Below are 16547 nucleotides of genomic sequence, written 5' to 3'. Positions count from 1 at the left end.
TATGCAAACGTTTGCATTTTGCGCGTGGCCTGTGTGAGACAGCTGCTCTGGGCGTGGCGAGCTCTCGGCTGGAGAGTAGGCTAGAAGAAGGAAAAATAGGCCGTAGATAAAGGAGAAAGCATGACGGACGCAGTAGGCGCACTCAGTGCGGAAAACTCACGACTCATCTGGATAGACTGCGAGATGACGGGCCTCGACGTCGAGCACGACGAGCTGTGCGAGGTCTCCGTGGTTCCTACGGACTTTAATATGAACGTCCTGGACGAGGGCATAGACCTCATCATCAAGCCGAGCCAGAAGGCTGTGGACCACATGAATGACTTCGTGCGGAACATGCACACCTCCTCCGGACTCGTGGACGAATGGGAAAACGGTCTGAGCCTCGAAGAAGCTGAGCAGCAGATCATCGAGTACGTGGAAAAGTTCCTTCCTACAGAAGGGAACGGGAAAGCGCATCTGGCCGGGAACTCCATTCACTCGGATAAGAAATTCCTCGACGCCTACATGCCAGGCCTCATGAGCCGCCTGCACTACCGCATCATCGACGTAAGCACGCTCAAGGAGCTCAGCCGCCGCTGGTATCCAGCAGTGTATGAGAACAAGCCAGAAAAGCATGGCGGACACCGCGCGCTCGCCGACATTATCGAGTCCATCGACGAGCTGCGCTACTACCGCGAGATGATGTTCGTGTCCGAGCAGCCGAGCGCGGCCGAGGCTGTAGCTGGAGCTGAGCGGGTGGAAAGCACGAGCCTGCTGCGCCGGTATGAAGAGCAGGGGAATGCTCTGACGAGCACGGACACGCCTGAGAAGGCAGATTACTAAAAAGGATTCTCTATTATGCTGCAGAGCGAGGCGCTGGCCATTATGAACGCGGGCGCGTCCGTCTTCCTGACGGGTGCACCAGGCGCGGGAAAGACGTACGTGCTGAACGCCTTCGTGAAGCAGGCGCGTGCGGCAGGCTTATCTGTGGCAGTGACGGCGTCCACAGGTATAGCTGCCACGCACCTGAACGGACAGACCATTCACTCGTATAGCGGCATAGGAGTGAGCACCTTCCTGAACGAAGAGATGATGAAACGCATTCTTCGGCGCAAGAAGAAGACGCTGATGAAGACGGACGTGCTCGTCATCGACGAAGTGTCCATGATTCACGCGTGGCTGCTCGACCTCGTGGACGAGGTATGCCGGCGCGCTCGCTCGAACTCTGCGCCATTCGGCGGTCTTCAGGTGGTGCTTTCTGGAGACTTCTTCCAGCTGCCTCCTGTCTCTGGAGCGAAGAGAAATGAGGATATCTACGGGGCGGACCCTGCCGCTGTACTCCTGCGGGAGCGCTATGCGGCAGATGGGCGTGACCGCGAGGGATTTGTGACCGAATCGTTCGCATGGGATGCGCTGAATCCCGTGGTGTGCTACCTCACGGAGCAGCACCGCCAGGATGACGGGCAGCTGCTCGGCGTGCTCAGCGCCATCCGTGCAGGGCATGTGGGGGATGCGGACCGCGCGGTTATCTCCGGGCGCATCGGTGTGCCCTATGATGACAGCGCTCCTATCACGCACTTGTTCCCCACGAATGCTCGGGCGGATAATCTGAATACCTCGCGGCTTATGGCCCTGAACTCTGAGGAGCATGTCTACCAGTCCACGTCCTCAGGCTCGGCACAGTTCATCGAACGCATTCAGAAAAATATGCTGGCCCCGCAGACTCTCGTACTGAAAAAGGGTGCGCACGTGATGGCTCTGCGGAACGACCCTGACCGTCAGTATGCGAATGGGTCGCTCGGCACTGTGCGGGGGTTTATGGCGGCGGAGAAAGGCGGCTGGCCGCTGGTAGAGTTCGAGAATGGACACGTGGTGGCCATGAAGCCGGCTGACTGGGAGTTTACTGAGCTGGATACTGTGCTGGCTACGGTGTCTCAGGTGCCGCTGCGCTGCGCGTGGGGCATTACTATTCATAAGTCGCAAGGGATGACGCTGAGCCGCTGTGCTATGGATTTGCGGCGTACCTTCGCTCCGGGGATGGGGTATGTGGCGCTGTCGCGTGTCCAGGGGCTGGATGGCATGTTCCTGGCTGGTATCAGTGATGCAGCGTATCACATTAGTGATGATGCGCTGCTGCTCGACTCCTCGCTACGGGAGTCATCTGAACGTGCTGTGGATATCCTCGCAGCCCATGATGGGGCAGGGGAGGCCGTGCAGCTGATGTGGAATGATGAGCCTGCCGTGGGCTCTGCGGAGTCTGTCTCAGACGCAGGCGTAGACGAGTTCAGTCAGGGGACGTTCTTCTAAACCTTCCGAGCACTCTGGATAAAAATGTGAAGATGGGCAGTTTGTCGTCACGAATGACCGTCGAGGAAAAAGCAGAATGGGCGGAAAACCGCGGATGTGCTGTATCGAACGTTCGCTGGAGGCGGTCATTCGTGACTACAAACAGTCCGAAAACGGGAAAATTGGCAGAGTGCAGAAAAGCACACTCGCACCGCACGCAAAAGTCGCGTCGCGCGAATACTCTAAAAGCTATGAGCTCTGAAGTATTACGCATGTCTAGCATGTTTCTGCGCACACTGCGCGATGACCCTGCAGACGCTGACGTCACGTCCGCGAAGCTGCTGATCCGTGCCGGTTATATCCGGAAAGTAGGTCCGGGCCTGTACTCGTGGCTGCCGCTCGGACTGAAGGTCTTGAGGAAGATAGAAGGCATCATCCGCGAAGAACTCGCGAAGACCGGTGCCCAGGAAGTGGAATTCCCAGTCCTCCTGCCGAAAGATCCGTACACGGCGACGAACCGCTGGGAAGAATACGGAGATAACATCTTCCGCGTGAAGGACCGCCACGACCAGGACTACCTGCTCGTGCCTACGGCCGAGGAAATGTTCACCCTCATGGTGAAGGACATGTACTCCTCGTATAAGGATCTGCCGGTCACGCTGTACCAGATGAAGTCGAAGTACCGCGACGAGTTCCGCCCACGCGCGGGCATGATCCGCGGCCGCGAATTCGTCATGCAGGACGCGTACTCCTTCGATATGACCGAAGAGGACCTGAAGAAGTCCTACGCCATCCAGCGCGACGCCTACGAGCGCATCTTTAAGCGCTTGAAGGTGGATTATGTTATGGTGCATGCCACCTCGGGTCCTATGGGTGGCTCGGCGTCGGAAGAATTCCTCGCGCCACTGCCTATCGGCGAGGATACCTTCGCGCAGGCTCCGTCCGGTGCATCGTGGAACGTCGAAGCGCTGACGACGGTGCGTCCGGAGGATATGGACTTTAGTGGCGTCGAGCCTATGGTGGCTCTCGAAACGCCAGATTCTGCGACTATAGATGAGCTGGTGGCGAAGTCGAACGAGCTACATCCACGCTCGGATGGTCGCGAGTGGGCAGCGAGCGACACGCTGAAGAACCTGCTCATTACTGTGGTGCACCCGACGGGTGAGCGCGAAGTCGTGGCCATCGGCGTGCCGGGAGACCGCCAGGTGGATATGAAGCGCCTCGAAGCGAGCTTTACTCCTGCAGAGATAGAAGAGGCGACGGCTGAAGACCTCGCGAAGTTCCCTGAGCTGGTGAAGGGATACATCGGGCCGAGCGTGCTCGGGCCGCAGAGCGCTCAGGATGCTCAGGGTGCGGACGACGCGGACGGTGCGGACGGCGCGGACAGCGCGGAGAAGAAGCCACGCATTAAGTACCTCCTCGACGCGCACATAGCTCGCGGATCCGAGTGGATTACGGGCGCTGACGAGGCTGGCAAGCACGTGTATCACGCCGTCTACGGCCGCGACTTCGAAGCGAACGGCTTCGTCGAGGCTGTGGAAGTGCGCTCGGGAGACATGAGCCCAGATGGCTCTGGTCCGCTGAGCCTGGAGCGTGGCGTGGAGATAGGCCAGGTCTTCCAGCTGGGGCTGAAGTACTCGAAGGCGCTGGATCTGACCGTGCTGAACGAGAACGGGAAGACCGTGCCTGTGTGGATGGGCTGTTATGGCATCGGCGTGTCGCGCGTGATGAGCTGCATCGCCGAGTACCATAACGACGAGAATGGCTTGAAGTGGCCTGCTGCCGTGGCGCCTGCTCAGGTACACGTCATCGCTACGGGGCGCGATCAGATGGCCTTCGAGACCGCGGAGACGCTCGTGGAGCAGCTGGCTGAGGCTGGCATCGAGGTGATCTTCGACGACCGTGCGAAGGTCTCGCCGGGCATTAAGTTTAAGGATTCTGAGCTGCTGGGCATGCCGCTCATCGTGGTGTCTGGCCGCGACACCGTGCAGAATGGCACGCTCGAGATCCGTCATCGCGACGGCTCTGCGACGCAGGTCGTGCCGGTGGCTGAGGCTGCTGAGGCTATTCAGGCTGCGGTGAAGGCGCTGTAAGCGTTGTGTTCCGCGTGAAGCGTGGGCGGGGTGCTGCTGGGCATCCCGCCTTTTTGTTTTTCGGAAGGCAATTTTCCCGGGGTCCTTCGGCGGGGATGTGGATAACTGGGGTGTGGATAACTCGTTTTTAGCCGTATCATCCGGGCGTGTTTCCACATCTGATAACATATGCTTTTCACGCTTGTCAGGGTGAAAAAGGTCTGTCAGAGTAGAGGGTAGACAGCGAGAAAACGAGTATCGCGACAAATCAAAGGAGATACTGCTATGGCGAACATAGCGCAGACCATTATCACCGGATATGTGGCAGCAGATCCGAAGCAGTGGACCATGAACTCACAGATGCCTGCGTGCAGCTTTCGTGTGGGATCCACACGGCGCTACTTCAGCGCGAAAGATAACCAGTGGAAGTCGAATGACACACTGTGGGTAAATGTGAAAGCCTTCCGCGGCATAGCTGTGAATGTGCTGGGCGGAATTAAGAAAGGTGATCCTGTCATAGTCGTGGGGAACCTCACAGTAGATACGTGGGAGAAAGATGGCGTGACACATACTATTCCGAGCATCGAAGCCACCCATGTGGGCCTCGACCTCAGCGCAGGACGTGTCATCTTTAAGACAGAGAAGGTGCGTCCGAGAGAGTATGTGATTCCGGCGGATGCGGGTGCGCCTGCACCTGAGCAGAGTGGTACAGATTCGGGCGCTCCTGCGCCTTCAGATAATCCGTTCGACTACTCCGCAGATCCGTCTGTTTTTACTCCTCCAGTTACGGATGAAGCATCGGGGGAGCTCGGTAATGACGTGGTCGATGAATTTGCTACTCCTGCACAAGGCGTGGAAGTGGAGAGCACTTTTTAGCCATTCTTTCTTTCGCTCGCGGTGGCCACCGAGAAGAGGTAGAAGAAAGGGGCGTGCTCCACGTTTCCCGTGAAACACGCCCCTACTTTTTAGAGCGGTGTGAGTCTTACCAGATATGGACGCGCTCTTCAGGCGCCAGATACATCTCGTCAGACTCCGTCACGCCGAAAGCGCTGTAGAAGCTATCCACATTCCGTACGATTCCGTTTACTCGGAACTCTGCCGGAGAGTGAGGATCTATCTGCAGATACTGCTCGGCGAGCTCTACGCGGTTCACGCTACGCCAAATGGATGCGTAAGACAGGAAGAAGCGCTGCAGTCCAGTGTACCCGTCCATCTCAGGAGCGGATGCCAGAGCGCGGTTCATCTCTTCTTCCGAGTCATTCTGTGCTCCGAGGGCGAGGGCATACGCTTTCAGCGAGATGTTCACGCCACCAAGATCACCGATGTTCTCACCGATGGTGAAAGCACCCTTCACGTGAGGCATCTGGTCAGCCTTCCCCTCAGCTTCGTACTTTTGAGCCACGGAGCGTGGGGTGAACTGATCATACTGGCTGATCAGAGCGCCGGTGAGATTCTCGAAGCGCTCACGGTCTTCGGCAGTCCACCAGTCGGTGAGGTTACCGTCACCGTCATACTTGCTACCCTGGTCGTCGAAGCCGTGGCCTATCTCATGGCCGATGACAGCACCGATGCCACCGTAGTTCGCAGCATCATCCGCCTCGGCATTAAAGAATGGAGGCTGAAGAATGGCAGCAGGGAAGACGATGACGTTCGTGGTCGGCTCGTAGTACGCGTTCACGGTCTGTGGAGTCATGAGCCACTCGCGCTTATCCACAGGGGTTCCAGCTTTCGCGAGCTGGTAGGCAGTCTCATACATGCTCGCATTACGCAGATTATGGATGAGGCTGAACTCTGGGCGAATGTCCAGAGCAGAGTAGTCGCGCCAGTTCTCTGGGTAGCCTATCATCGGTGTGAACTTCGCGAGCTTCTCCAGAGCCTTCGCCTGGGTATCCTTACCGAGCCACGTGCTGGACATGATAGACACTTCGTAGGCCTTAATAAGGTTCGCTACGAGTTCGGTCATGCGCTGCTTCGACGAGGCTGGGAAGTGACGCTTCACATACTCCTGGCCCACTTCTTCACCGCTGATGCCATCGACGAGGCTGACAGCACGACGCCAGCGCTCGCGCTGGACGGAAGTACCGCGCAGGACCTTACCGTAGAAGTCAAACTTCGTGCTTTCGAAGTCAGCTGGAAGGTAGCTGGCCCACTGGATAAGCACGTGGACGCGTGCCCAGAGCTTCAGATCCTCGAGATCTGCCTCGCCCCAGAACTCATCGATACCGTCGATGAAGCTCGGCTGGTAGATGATGACGTTCTTCAGCGCACAGCGCAGAGATACTGGCTGGGAGATGGCTGCTTCGGTGTTATTATATGCTTCCTGCCAGGAGTCGGCCCACTCTTCGAGGTTAAAGTTATTCAGAGCGGCAGCAAACTCGTCGAAGCTACGTGGGTTATAGGTCTTCTCGCTATCGCGGGAGGCGACTACATCCCAGTGGTTCGACGCGATACGGCGTTCTACTTCGACGAATCGGCGAGCGAAGCGGCTACTCTGCTTATCATCCTTCGCATATCCTGCGAGCTCGAGCAGACGAGCCACCATGGCAGTGTACGCTTCGACCACTGGCTTGTGGTTTTCCTCACGATAGTACGCTTCATCAGGGAGTCCGAGACCAGCCTGGAAGATGTGCACGACATGATGCGTAGGGTCACCAGGATTAGCGAAGACTGCCTGTGAGAACAGGGAAGGACCGCCAGCGGCATCCATCTGTCCGAGTACCTGAGTGAGCCCACGCTTCGTGGTCACTTCATCGATACGGTTCAAGTCTTCGCGGATAGGATTAATACCAGCCTTTTCTATGGTGTCCGTATCCATGAAGGAATGGTAGAGCGCGGCAGACTTCGGAGCGGTTTCAGGAGAATGCTCGAGAATGTCATGAATCTGCTCTTCGGCGTCATCGTTCAGCTTGTCGAAAGAGCCATAACGAGCCTTATCATCCGGAAGAACGTAGGAATCTATCCACGTGCCGTTCACATGGCGGAAGAAATCTGAACGGGCAGATACGGATGGAGACAGAGACGTCGTGTCGATGCCGGATTCCAGCATGCGCATACGGGAGTGCGCCTGTATAAAGGAGTGTGTCATAAATGTCATACCCTCTAGGGTAGCGCACTTCGCGTGAGAATGGAGACAAAAGTCGCATAGAGGGAAAATTGACAGCAAAAAAATGCGGAAAGTTCGACCCCTCGAAACTGTAACTATACGGTGTCACAACGCTCATCCAGCGAAAACGGGCGGTAGTCTAGCACTATCAAGGCTTGAACAGGACGGATGGGAAGTGACGCGAAATGATGCAGATGACGAGTTTCTGGGCAGTACTAGCAGCAGTAGTGGTGCTGGCAGTGAGCCTCGTTATCGACGGTCTGTCCGTGAGCATGTCCATCGGAGCACGCATGCATGGAGCGCTGCGTGTGGCTGATTATGCGAAGTCGGCGGCATGGTTTACCGGAATGCACGTGGCCATGCTCTCTGCTGGATTCCTGCTCGGAGATACGCTCTCTGCATTCGTGGAAGGTGTGGGTCCATGGATTTCCTTTACGCTGCTCGCGCTCGTGGGCGGCGCTATGGTACGTTCCGCGCTGAAAAAGTCGAGCGAAGATGAGCAGCTGAATTCCATGCCTCCGCTGACGTGGAAGTCGCTGGCCGCGCTCTCCTTCGCCTGCAGCATCGATGCAATAGCAGTGGGGTCGAGCCTGGGACTTTCAGGAAGCCTTCCCTTCGGTCTGACGGTGTCCGTGGTGGCGGTCGCGACGGTACTGGCCATCGTTCTCGGTCTGCGCATGGGAAGTGCGGCTGGTGAAAAGTGGGAGAAGCCTGCCGAGATAGCAGGCGGGGTGGTGCTTCTGTTCATCGGCATCAAGAGCCTCCTCTAAGTTCGGCTGCTCTGGTCGCTGCCTGCGCTCTCTGGTCGCTCTCTGTTTACTCTCTGCTCAGGTACGCTGTTCTGCCATGCGCGTATCCTGAAAGCATGATAGAACTCAAAACTCCTCAAGAAATCCAGCAGATGCGTCCAGCTGGAAAGTTCGTCGGTCAGATCCTCTCGGACTTGAAGAAAATGACGAAAGTGGGCACGAATCTTCTCGAGATAGATAACTTCGTGAAGAATGCCATAGAAAACCGCCAGGGTGCGTCCTCCTGCTATGTGGACTACGCTCCAGATTTCGGCACAGGGCCATTCGCCCATTACATCTGCACTTCGGTGAATGATGCTGTTCTGCATGGTGTGCCATATGACTATAACCTGAAGAATGGTGACCTGCTCTCTCTCGACCTCGCTATAAACGTGGACGGCTGGGTAGGAGACTCGGCCATCAGCTTCGTGGTGGGAGACGCCGCAGAAGAAGATTTGCGCCTCATTAAGAGCACGGAAGAAGCACTGGCTGCGGGCATCGACCAGGCGCGTGCAGGAAACCGCCTCGGAGATATCTCCTCGGCCATCGGCGAAGTGGCAGCGAGCTACGGATATGACGTGAACCTCGAGTTTGGTGGTCATGGCGTGGGCCACATCATGCATGGGGATCCTCATGTACCGAATGATGGTCGTGCTCACCACGGATACCGTCTGCGTCCTGGTCTGGTCATAGCCATCGAGCCATGGTGGCTGTCTACCACGGATGAAATCTTCCAGGATGAGAAGGATGGCTGGACTCTGCGTTCTGCAGATGGGTCGCGCGGTGCGCATACGGAGCACACCATAGCCATTACGGATGGAGATCCGATTATTCTGACGGCGCGCGACTAGGCGCAGACATGCTTTGCTTTCGAGGGGTGACCAGTATCCTACTGGCCGCCCCCGTCATATCCGAGATAGAATAATGATTACTCATGACGGCAGCTCCATTCTGTGTAAGTCATCTCACTTTCTTCTCCTCAGAGGTAGTAGATCCCCGAAAATCGTGTCTTTCGTGAGATGACTTACACAGAACGCACTGCTAGCTAGGCATTACGTATTACGTATATAAAAACTGCCCGCTAGACCGCGCACAGCGAGTCCAGCGGGCAGCGACGCTTCGCAGTTCAGGCTCTCCTAGCGCCTAGCTCCTAGTTCTTATGCAAGTCCGCATTCAGCTCGATGCCGATCTTTCCTGCCTCACGCGAACGCGCCTCGATGGCTCCCGTCACAGAATTACGGATGAACAGGATATTATCCAGGCCGCTGAGGTCAGCGCCCTTCACCACATCGAAAGCCTCGCCAGCAGCTGCTCGCTGCTTATCATACAGCGACACCTTCGTGCCAGCCGTCACATACAGGCCTGCTTCCACTACGCAGTTATCTCCCAGTGAGATGCCTATGCCGGCATTCGCTCCGAGCAGGGAGTGCTGTCCGATGGACACGCGGTGCTTTCCGCCTCCACTGAGCGTACCCATAATGGATGCGCCGCCGCCGATGTCCGAACCGTCTCCCACGACCACGCCCTGGGAGATGCGGCCCTCGACCATGGAGACGCCGAGCGTGCCTGCGTTAAAGTTTACGAAACCTTCGTGCATGACGGTGGTGCCTTCTGCCAGGTGCGCGCCGAGACGAATGCGGTCTGCGTTACCGATGCGCACGCCGGTCGGCACGACGTAGTCCACCATGCGTGGGAATTTGTCGATGGATAGTACGGTGACGGCTGGAGCTGCAGGGGATGCGGCCATCACGTCCAGCTTGCGCTGAGCGAAGTCCTCCACTGCGAACGGACCGTAGTTCGTCCACACGACGTTATTCAGAGCTGCGAAGATGCCGGAAAGATTGAGCGTATTCGGCGCGGCCAGACGCATGGACAGCAGGTGCAGGCGCAGATACGCGTCCGCGGCATCCGTAATGTCTTCGTCGAGCGCCGAGACGGTGAAGACGGGCACGCGGCGCACGCCTCGCGCATCCGGCTCGTCGTATGCAGCCGCGCCGAACGCATGGTTCGCGCGCGCGGCTTCAGACGGCACGTCCGCGGCGTCGCCCACGCTCAGCGCCGGATACCAGACGTCGAGCGTGCGGCCCGCGGCGTCCACAGATGCGAGGCCCCAGCCCCATGCTGTACGCTGTGTCATGTTTTCTCCTTTTCTAGCGTTTTATGTCAATTTTACTGGTACGCGCCTAAATCTCGCTCGCGTCGACGAAGTAGTCGCGGATGTAGACGTCGAAGCGCGGTAGCGTGAGGGACAGATAGCCGTAGACGGACGTATCCACGATGCCTTTCTGGGCGAGGCGATTACGGTAGACGTTCATGAGATTCGAGGAAATGCCTGCCTGCGTGCGGATGTCTTTAATGGAGATGCTCTCCGATGCGTTCTGCGCGCTGAGCGTGGCTATAGCATGGAGGACTTCGTGATCCTTATGAGACATATCCGCCCAAATTTTCTGATAGACGTACTCCTGAATGCTCTGGTCGAACTGTGCGAGGAGCTGGTCGTACGGTGCCTCAGGATTCGTCCAGGCGAGGTAGCCGAGAAGCTGGAAAGCATACGGGTATCCTTTCGTCAACTGCGCGTACATGCGGGCGCGCGTTTCATCGAGTCCGAGGAGCTGCATGTAGCGGGACTTGATGGCGGAGATATTCAGTGGGGAGAGGAAGACTTTCGGAGCTCTGTAGAGGAATGTGAGGTTTTCGTCGTTTTGGAGGTCAGAGACATTCTCATATAGGCCGGTCATGAGCAGATAGACGGGGTAGTCCTCGCGCATGAAGATCTGAAATGCCGATGCAAATTCTTTCATAGACTGCGTGTTCGAGACTTCATCGATGCAGATAAGTACGCGCTTTTTTAGCTTCGCCAGTACTGTGAAGATGCGCTCGAGGCCAGTCTCGATGTCGGTGACGGGCTCTGAGGTGGAGAGCTTGACGCCTATGCCGAGTAGAGATAAGTCTATCTGTGCGTCGACGAGGAGTGGACGAATGGCGGGAAGCTGGTAAAGCTTACTCGCCAGACCTGTGAGGAGATCGCGTGTGCTGTTCAGCTCTACCACTATCCATGTGGGATCTGTGCTCAGTTCCTTATCTATCTCCGTAAGAAGAACTGTTTTCCCTGAGCCTCGCACTCCTGATATGACGTAGACCTGGGTATTCATGAGTGGGGAACGGAACTCATCGAGGATAGTCTGCTTCGTACTCGAGCGGTCGATGCTCGTGAGCGGAGTCTTTCCGAAGTTCAGTGTGAACGGGTTATGGGCGGTGACAGGAGTCATGGAATCCTCCTTTGTGAATCGAGAGGCCTTCGTATATAACTTTATATAACTTTTTCTTTATTATATAACTTTATATAACTTTTTCTTTATTATATAACTTTATATAACTTTTGTATATTTCTCTTTCTTGTGTCTGCTTCCATCTCGCTAAATGTGCGAAAGCTGTTCAGTCATCCGCTGAATGCCCACACTTGCTTAGGGCATAGCGTAGTGTAGAGAGATGTGGCAGATTATGACTTTTCACAGGATATGAGTGAAGCGAGAGCGAAGTGGGAGACCATAGCGAAGGCTGTGGATCTCGACGCTTTGCGTGCGCGGATAGCAGATCTCGAGCAGCAGGCGAGCGCTCCGAGCCTCTGGGATGATACCGAGCATGCTCAGAAAGTGACCTCACAGCTCTCCGCCAGCCAGACCCAGCTGCGTAAGCTCGAAGAGACACGAAGCAGCCTGGATGATATAGAGACTCTGTATGAGCTCGGCTCCGAAGAAGGGGACGAGGACAGCCTGGAGGAAGCGCGCGCGGAGCTCGCGCAGACCCGCTCTCAGCTCGATGCGATGGAAGTGCAGACTCTCATGGATGGCGAGTATGACGAGCGCGCAGCAGTACTGACCATTCGCTCGGGTGCAGGCGGTGTGGATGCTGCAGACTGGGCGCAGATGCTCCTTCGTCAGTATCTGCGTTACGCAGAGCGTGCTGGATTTAAGGCTCAGGTTCTGGATACCTCGTACGCCGAAGAAGCAGGCATTAAGTCTGCTACGGTGCAGATTACTGGAGACTATGCGTACGGAAAGCTCTCTGTGGAGGGTGGCACGCATCGTCTCGTGCGCATCTCGCCGTTTGATAATCAGGGGCGTAGACAGACGAGCTTTGCTGCGGTGGAAGTGATTCCACTCGTGGAAGCAACCGACCACATCGATGTTCCAGACTCAGACATTCGCATCGACACGTACATGTCCTCTGGCCCTGGTGGGCAGGGTGTGAATACCACGTATTCGGCCGTGCGCCTCACGCATATTCCTACGGGCATCGTCATCACTATGCAGGATGAGCGCAGCCAGATTCAGAACCGAGCTGCTGCTATGAGTATTCTTCAGTCGAAGCTGCTGGTCATGAAGCATGAGGAAGAAGCGAAGACACGTAAGGAACTGGCGGGGGATATTAAGGCCAGCTGGGGCGACCAGATGCGCTCCTATGTGCTCCACCCGTACCAGATGGTGAAGGACTTGCGCACCGGTTATGAGACCTCAGATACGCAGGGCGTCTTCGATGGAGACCTCGACGCGTTCATCGATGCGGGGATTCGCTGGAGGCACCAGCAGCGGCGTGAGGCTGCTGAAGCTGCTGAAGCTGCGGAAGCTGCCGAGGCTGCGGAAACGACCGAAGCGTAAGACATACGAAGGATATACGAAGGACGAACGATGGCACTGATCGATTTAGAGAATGTGAGTAAGGTGTACGACCACGCGTCGAAGCCTGCGCTCGACGAGGTGAATCTGCATATTAACCGTGGGGATTTCGTCTTCCTCGTGGGGGCGAGTGGTGCGGGAAAGTCTACACTGCTGAGTCTCTTACTACGTGAAGAGGAAGCGAGTGCGGGCCAGATCCGTGTAGCGGGGAATGACTTGCAGCGCATCTCGCACCGTCATGTGCCTCACTACCGCCGAGGTATAGGCTTCGTCTTCCAGGACTATAAGCTTCTGGAGAATATGACGGTGTGGGAGAATGTCGCTTTCGCGCTGGAGGTCATAGGTACGAAGCGTTCTACCATTAAGTCCATCGTTCCTCAGGTTCTGGAAGCTGTGGGGCTCACGGGTAAAGAGAACCGCATGCCTCACGAGCTGTCCGGTGGTGAAGCACAGCGTGTGGCCATAGCCCGCGCATATGCGAACCATCCGGCTATTATTCTGGCCGATGAGCCGACGGGTAATCTCGACCCGACCACTTCTGTGGGCATTATGGAAGTGCTGGAGGCTATTAACCGCACGGGTACGACCATCGTGATGGCTACGCATAATGAAGAGATAGTGAATTCCATGCGTAAGCGCGTGGTGGAACTGCATGGTGGCCGCATCGTGCGCGATGAAGAGAACGGCATGTATGATTCCGCTCTGTACTTCCCGGATACGGAGACGGAGCAGAAGTCTCGCCTAGAGCAGACGATGCGTGCTGTGCGCGAGATTAATACGGTCGTGACGAGCTCTATGGATGCTGTGCAGTCTGCGCCGGCACAGGAGCTGCTGGCAGATGACGACCCAGATGAAGGTGTCGCGCGTTTGGCTCGTAGCGTTCATGCGGGTCGCACGGGGCGCTACGGTGAGGCGTTCGCGCCGGCTGAGGAGACGCTGACCTGGGGTACGGGCATTATTCCGGCGGTTTCTGAGGAGGCTGAGGAAACTGAAGAGGCTGCGCAGAAGGTAGCTGTTCCCGCGCCTCCGAAGCCTCCAATTCCGCCGACTCCTCCGGCAGCTGAATCCACTGACACAGACACTACTGATGCTCACACGAAGGAAGGCGAGTAAATGCGCGCACGTTTTATTCTTTCCCAGGCCCTAACGAATTTTAGACGAAATGGTGCCATGGTCATCTCCGTTATGCTCGTCACCTTCATCTCCTTCGTCTTCATCGGCTCTGCAGCTCTCATGCAGACACAAGTGCAGAGAGCGAAAGGGGACTGGTATGACCAGGTAGAAGTGGTCGTGTGGCTCTGCCCTGATGGAACGAGTAGCTCGGCGAACTGCGCTTCGGGAGTCTCTCCTACGGATGGAGAAGTAACGGACATCGAGACGAAGATTCAGACGGACCTTACGGGAGTCGTATCAGATATCACCTACGTCAGTAAAGAAGACTTCTTTAAGAATACCTTTGTGAAGCAGTATCCAGGCGGCATTTACGAAGGCCGTACGCTGACTGCTGCGGATATGCAGGCATCCATTCGCTTGAAGCTCGCAGATGCGAGCAAGTATCAGCTCGTCTCTGAGACTCTGAGTGGCACGAAGGGCGTGGAACAGGTCCAGGATCAGCGTGAGATATTCGAACCAGTATTCGCTGTGCTGAACCGCGGTACTCTGGTGGCAGGAGTGCTGGCAGGAGTTATGATCATCGTGGCTGTACTGCTCACGGGAACGACTATCCGCATGAGTGCTGCGAGCCGTCGTAAAGAGACCGAGATTATGCGTTATGTGGGTGCTTCGAACTGGACTATCCGCATGCCGTTTATCGTAGAGGGAGTACTCGCCTCGCTCATCGGTTCGCTCTTAGCGATAGGCGCTCTTATGGTCGTCATTAAAGTGTTCGTTACGGACTGGCTGGCGAAGACCGTCACATGGATGTCCTTCATCGATATGACGAGCGTTCTGTGGATTTCTCCATGGATTATAGGCGGGGCTATCATACTGTCTGTACTAGCGTCCTCCATCTCTCTGAGAAAGTACCTGCACGCGTAGTTTTTCCTGCCTTGACCAGGCTAAAAACATATACTAGTGTGGAAGAATCGGCGAAAACCGAACACAGAAAAAGGAATGACAGAATGAAGGCCACTAGGAAGAACGTGCGTACACGGATGAATGCCGTGGTAGCAGCAGGAACCGTAGCCCTTTCCCTGATTTCAGGAAGCATCGTCTCCTGGTACATCTCTCCGATGGATGATGCGAACGCACTGACGCCATACCAGACTTTGGCACAGCACCAGCAGGCACAGGCAAGCCTTAAGCAGCAGCTGGCCGGAGTGAATAATGAATTGGCACGGCTGATCACAGACCTGAATGATCTCGTGAATAATCAGATTCCAGCGGCAGAAACGGCAGCTGCTCAGGCGCAGGATGCAGCAGCGTCTGCTGCACAGCGCGCACAAGAAGCAGCAGACCGCCTTACTGCAGCTCAGAACGATAAAACCACTCTCGAAAATCAGCTGAGCACAGCTCAGGCCACAAACGACGATGCGAAGGATAAGGTGGCAGCTCTCGCTCGCAGTAGCTTCCATGGTTCGAACGCTTCGAAGACTATGAGCGTGGTGACTGGTTCGAAGAGTGCGGAAGAATACATTCAGACCATGCAGTCGGACTCTGCAGTAAGCCGTGTGGAAGCGAAGGCAGCTTCTGATTCTGCTACTGAGCTGAGCACGGGGAAGAACCGTGTAGACCGCCTCACTGCCATCGAGCAGCGCATTACTGGTCTGAAGGCTGAGGCAGATCAGCAGTCGGCCGCAGCTCAGCAGGCATCTGCAGATGCGAATGCGAAGGTGTCGAGCCTGAACGACCTGCGCAGCCAGGCAGACCAGAAGTCGAAGCAGCTCAGCGCCCAGCAGGCGAACCTGCAGACGGCAGAAGCGCGCGAGGCAGCAGCTGTGGTACAGGCTCAGGTGCAGGTAGATGAATATAACCGCCAGCTCGCAGCTCAGGCAGCAGCTCAGGCAGCGGCAGCGCGTAAGAAGGCAGCTACGTCCCAGTACACGGGCAAGCGCCAGAACACGAGCTCGAATACGAACAGCCAGCCAGCACCAGTGAACTATAATGCGCAGAATGCTGGAGACTACTCCGTCCCAGGAAACTGTGGTCCTACGGCCACCAGTTGCTACGGTCATAACACAGGCCGTACGGCAGTGCTCGGTGGTGCTTACCCATGGAGTCAGTGCACGTGGTATGCGTATAACCGCCGTACTGCACTTGGTCTTCCAGTAGGCTCCTATATGGGTAACGGTAAGGACTGGGCGAATACAGGCCGTCGCCTCGGCTATGTGGTGAATAATACGCCACACGTGGGCGCAGCTATGGTTTTCCAGGCTGGCCAGGCAGGATCTGACCGCACATATGGCCACGTGGCTATCGTGGAACGTGTGAATTCAGACGGTTCCGTCCTCATCTCTGAGTGCGGAGCAGTGTACCAGGGTGTGGCACATTCTCGCATTATCCGTAATGCGAGCGCCTACCAGTACGTGCACATCTAAACGCACGCATACACGAGGAAACTCTGCAGAGCGCGTCGCCTATAAGGTGGCGCGCTTTCGCGTTCTTTATGCGTTTCGCGCGTGGTGTAGACTAGAAACCTAACAGA

The 16547-nt window shown here is 56.4% G+C and carries 13 protein-coding genes; 10 read left to right on the top strand and 3 right to left on the bottom strand.

Annotated elements, in window-relative coordinates; all coding sequences use genetic code 11:
• The first annotated feature begins 120 nt into the window (after window positions 1–120).
• The 4 genes from orn to ALMA_RS02210 all read left to right on the top strand — a co-directional run bounded on the left by orn (window position 121) and on the right by ALMA_RS02210 (window position 5213).
• The gene (gene orn / locus ALMA_RS02225) at window positions 121–822 is read left to right on the top strand and encodes an oligoribonuclease (protein WP_094726215.1); all 702 of its coding nucleotides are present in this window, start codon (window positions 121–123) and stop codon (window positions 820–822) included.
• Between the two features lie 15 nt (window positions 823–837).
• Window positions 838–2286: an ATP-dependent DNA helicase gene (locus ALMA_RS02220; RefSeq protein ID WP_094726214.1), complete on the top strand. Its 1449-nt coding sequence runs from the start codon at window positions 838–840 to the stop codon at window positions 2284–2286.
• Between the two features lie 230 nt (window positions 2287–2516).
• Entirely contained in the window at window positions 2517–4358 is a 1842-nt protein-coding gene (locus ALMA_RS02215; protein WP_094726213.1) for a proline--tRNA ligase, read from the top strand.
• Window positions 4359–4622: 264 nt separating this feature from the next.
• Window positions 4623–5213 (top strand): single-stranded DNA-binding protein, encoded by a 591-nt coding sequence (locus ALMA_RS02210; protein WP_094726212.1) that lies wholly within the window; start codon window positions 4623–4625, stop codon window positions 5211–5213.
• A gap of 106 nt (window positions 5214–5319) precedes the next feature.
• On the opposite strand, the gene ALMA_RS02205 is transcribed toward ALMA_RS02210, so the two are convergent.
• Window positions 5320–7431, bottom strand: coding sequence for a M13 family metallopeptidase (locus ALMA_RS02205; protein WP_094726211.1), 2112 nt, complete (start codon window positions 7429–7431; stop codon window positions 5320–5322).
• Between the two features lie 194 nt (window positions 7432–7625).
• Between ALMA_RS02205 and ALMA_RS02200 the strand changes: the two genes are divergently transcribed.
• Together ALMA_RS02200 and map are read left to right on the top strand one after the other, a co-directional pair.
• Window positions 7626–8210 (top strand): manganese efflux pump MntP, encoded by a 585-nt coding sequence (locus ALMA_RS02200; protein WP_094726210.1) that lies wholly within the window; start codon window positions 7626–7628, stop codon window positions 8208–8210.
• Window positions 8211–8305: 95 nt separating this feature from the next.
• Complete coding sequence (gene map, locus ALMA_RS02195) at window positions 8306–9079, top strand: type I methionyl aminopeptidase (protein ID WP_086106439.1); 774 nt, start codon at window positions 8306–8308, stop codon at window positions 9077–9079.
• Window positions 9080–9378: 299 nt separating this feature from the next.
• On the opposite strand, the gene dapD is transcribed toward map, so the two are convergent.
• A complete protein-coding gene (gene dapD, locus ALMA_RS02190) occupies window positions 9379–10365 on the bottom strand; it encodes a 2,3,4,5-tetrahydropyridine-2,6-dicarboxylate N-succinyltransferase (RefSeq protein ID WP_094726209.1) in 987 nt (328 codons plus the stop codon).
• A 46-nt stretch (window positions 10366–10411) separates the two neighbouring features.
• Window positions 10412–11497, bottom strand: a complete 1086-nt coding sequence (locus ALMA_RS02185; protein ID WP_094726208.1) for an ATP-binding protein — start codon at window positions 11495–11497, stop codon at window positions 10412–10414.
• Between the two features lie 222 nt (window positions 11498–11719).
• Here ALMA_RS02185 and prfB point away from each other — a divergent pair, with 222 nt between their 5' ends.
• The 4 genes from prfB to ALMA_RS02165 all read left to right on the top strand — a co-directional run bounded on the left by prfB (window position 11720) and on the right by ALMA_RS02165 (window position 16440).
• On the top strand, window positions 11720–12886 hold the full coding sequence (gene prfB / locus ALMA_RS02180; RefSeq protein WP_094726207.1) for a peptide chain release factor 2: 1167 nt from the start codon (window positions 11720–11722) through the stop codon (window positions 12884–12886).
• A 30-nt stretch (window positions 12887–12916) separates the two neighbouring features.
• Window positions 12917–14017 (top strand): cell division ATP-binding protein FtsE, encoded by a 1101-nt coding sequence (gene ftsE, locus ALMA_RS02175; protein ID WP_094726206.1) that lies wholly within the window; start codon window positions 12917–12919, stop codon window positions 14015–14017.
• On the top strand, window positions 14018–14941 hold the full coding sequence (gene ftsX, locus ALMA_RS02170) for a permease-like cell division protein FtsX (RefSeq protein ID WP_086106434.1): 924 nt from the start codon (window positions 14018–14020) through the stop codon (window positions 14939–14941). It abuts the gene before it with no gap.
• Window positions 14942–15024: 83 nt separating this feature from the next.
• Window positions 15025–16440 (top strand): CHAP domain-containing protein, encoded by a 1416-nt coding sequence (locus ALMA_RS02165; protein WP_094726205.1) that lies wholly within the window; start codon window positions 15025–15027, stop codon window positions 16438–16440.
• Window positions 16441–16547: the final 107 nt, after the last annotated feature.

This window comes from Alloscardovia macacae (genome assembly GCF_002259705.1).
Classification (GTDB): domain Bacteria; phylum Actinomycetota; class Actinomycetes; order Actinomycetales; family Bifidobacteriaceae; genus Alloscardovia; species Alloscardovia macacae.
The sequence above is the reverse complement of the archived record's forward strand: the minus strand, read 5'-3'. Positions and strand labels throughout refer to the sequence as shown.

Bases quoted from the DNA above. Each gene is read 5' to 3' on its own strand.
- orn (WP_094726215.1), top strand. From the start codon at position 121: ATGACGGACGCAGTAGGCGCACTCAGTGCGGAAAACTCACGACTCATC.
- ALMA_RS02220 (WP_094726214.1), top strand. From the start codon at position 838: ATGCTGCAGAGCGAGGCGCTGGCCATTATGAACGCGGGCGCGTCCGTC.
- ALMA_RS02215 (WP_094726213.1), top strand. From the start codon at position 2,517: ATGAGCTCTGAAGTATTACGCATGTCTAGCATGTTTCTGCGCACACTG.
- ALMA_RS02210 (WP_094726212.1), top strand. From the start codon at position 4,623: ATGGCGAACATAGCGCAGACCATTATCACCGGATATGTGGCAGCAGAT.
- ALMA_RS02205 (WP_094726211.1), bottom strand. From the start codon at position 7,431: ATGACATTTATGACACACTCCTTTATACAGGCGCACTCCCGTATGCGC.
- ALMA_RS02200 (WP_094726210.1), top strand. From the start codon at position 7,626: ATGATGCAGATGACGAGTTTCTGGGCAGTACTAGCAGCAGTAGTGGTG.
- map (WP_086106439.1), top strand. From the start codon at position 8,306: ATGATAGAACTCAAAACTCCTCAAGAAATCCAGCAGATGCGTCCAGCT.
- dapD (WP_094726209.1), bottom strand. From the start codon at position 10,365: ATGACACAGCGTACAGCATGGGGCTGGGGCCTCGCATCTGTGGACGCC.
- ALMA_RS02185 (WP_094726208.1), bottom strand. From the start codon at position 11,497: ATGACTCCTGTCACCGCCCATAACCCGTTCACACTGAACTTCGGAAAG.
- ftsE (WP_094726206.1), top strand. From the start codon at position 12,917: ATGGCACTGATCGATTTAGAGAATGTGAGTAAGGTGTACGACCACGCG.
- ftsX (WP_086106434.1), top strand. From the start codon at position 14,018: ATGCGCGCACGTTTTATTCTTTCCCAGGCCCTAACGAATTTTAGACGA.
- ALMA_RS02165 (WP_094726205.1), top strand. From the start codon at position 15,025: ATGAAGGCCACTAGGAAGAACGTGCGTACACGGATGAATGCCGTGGTA.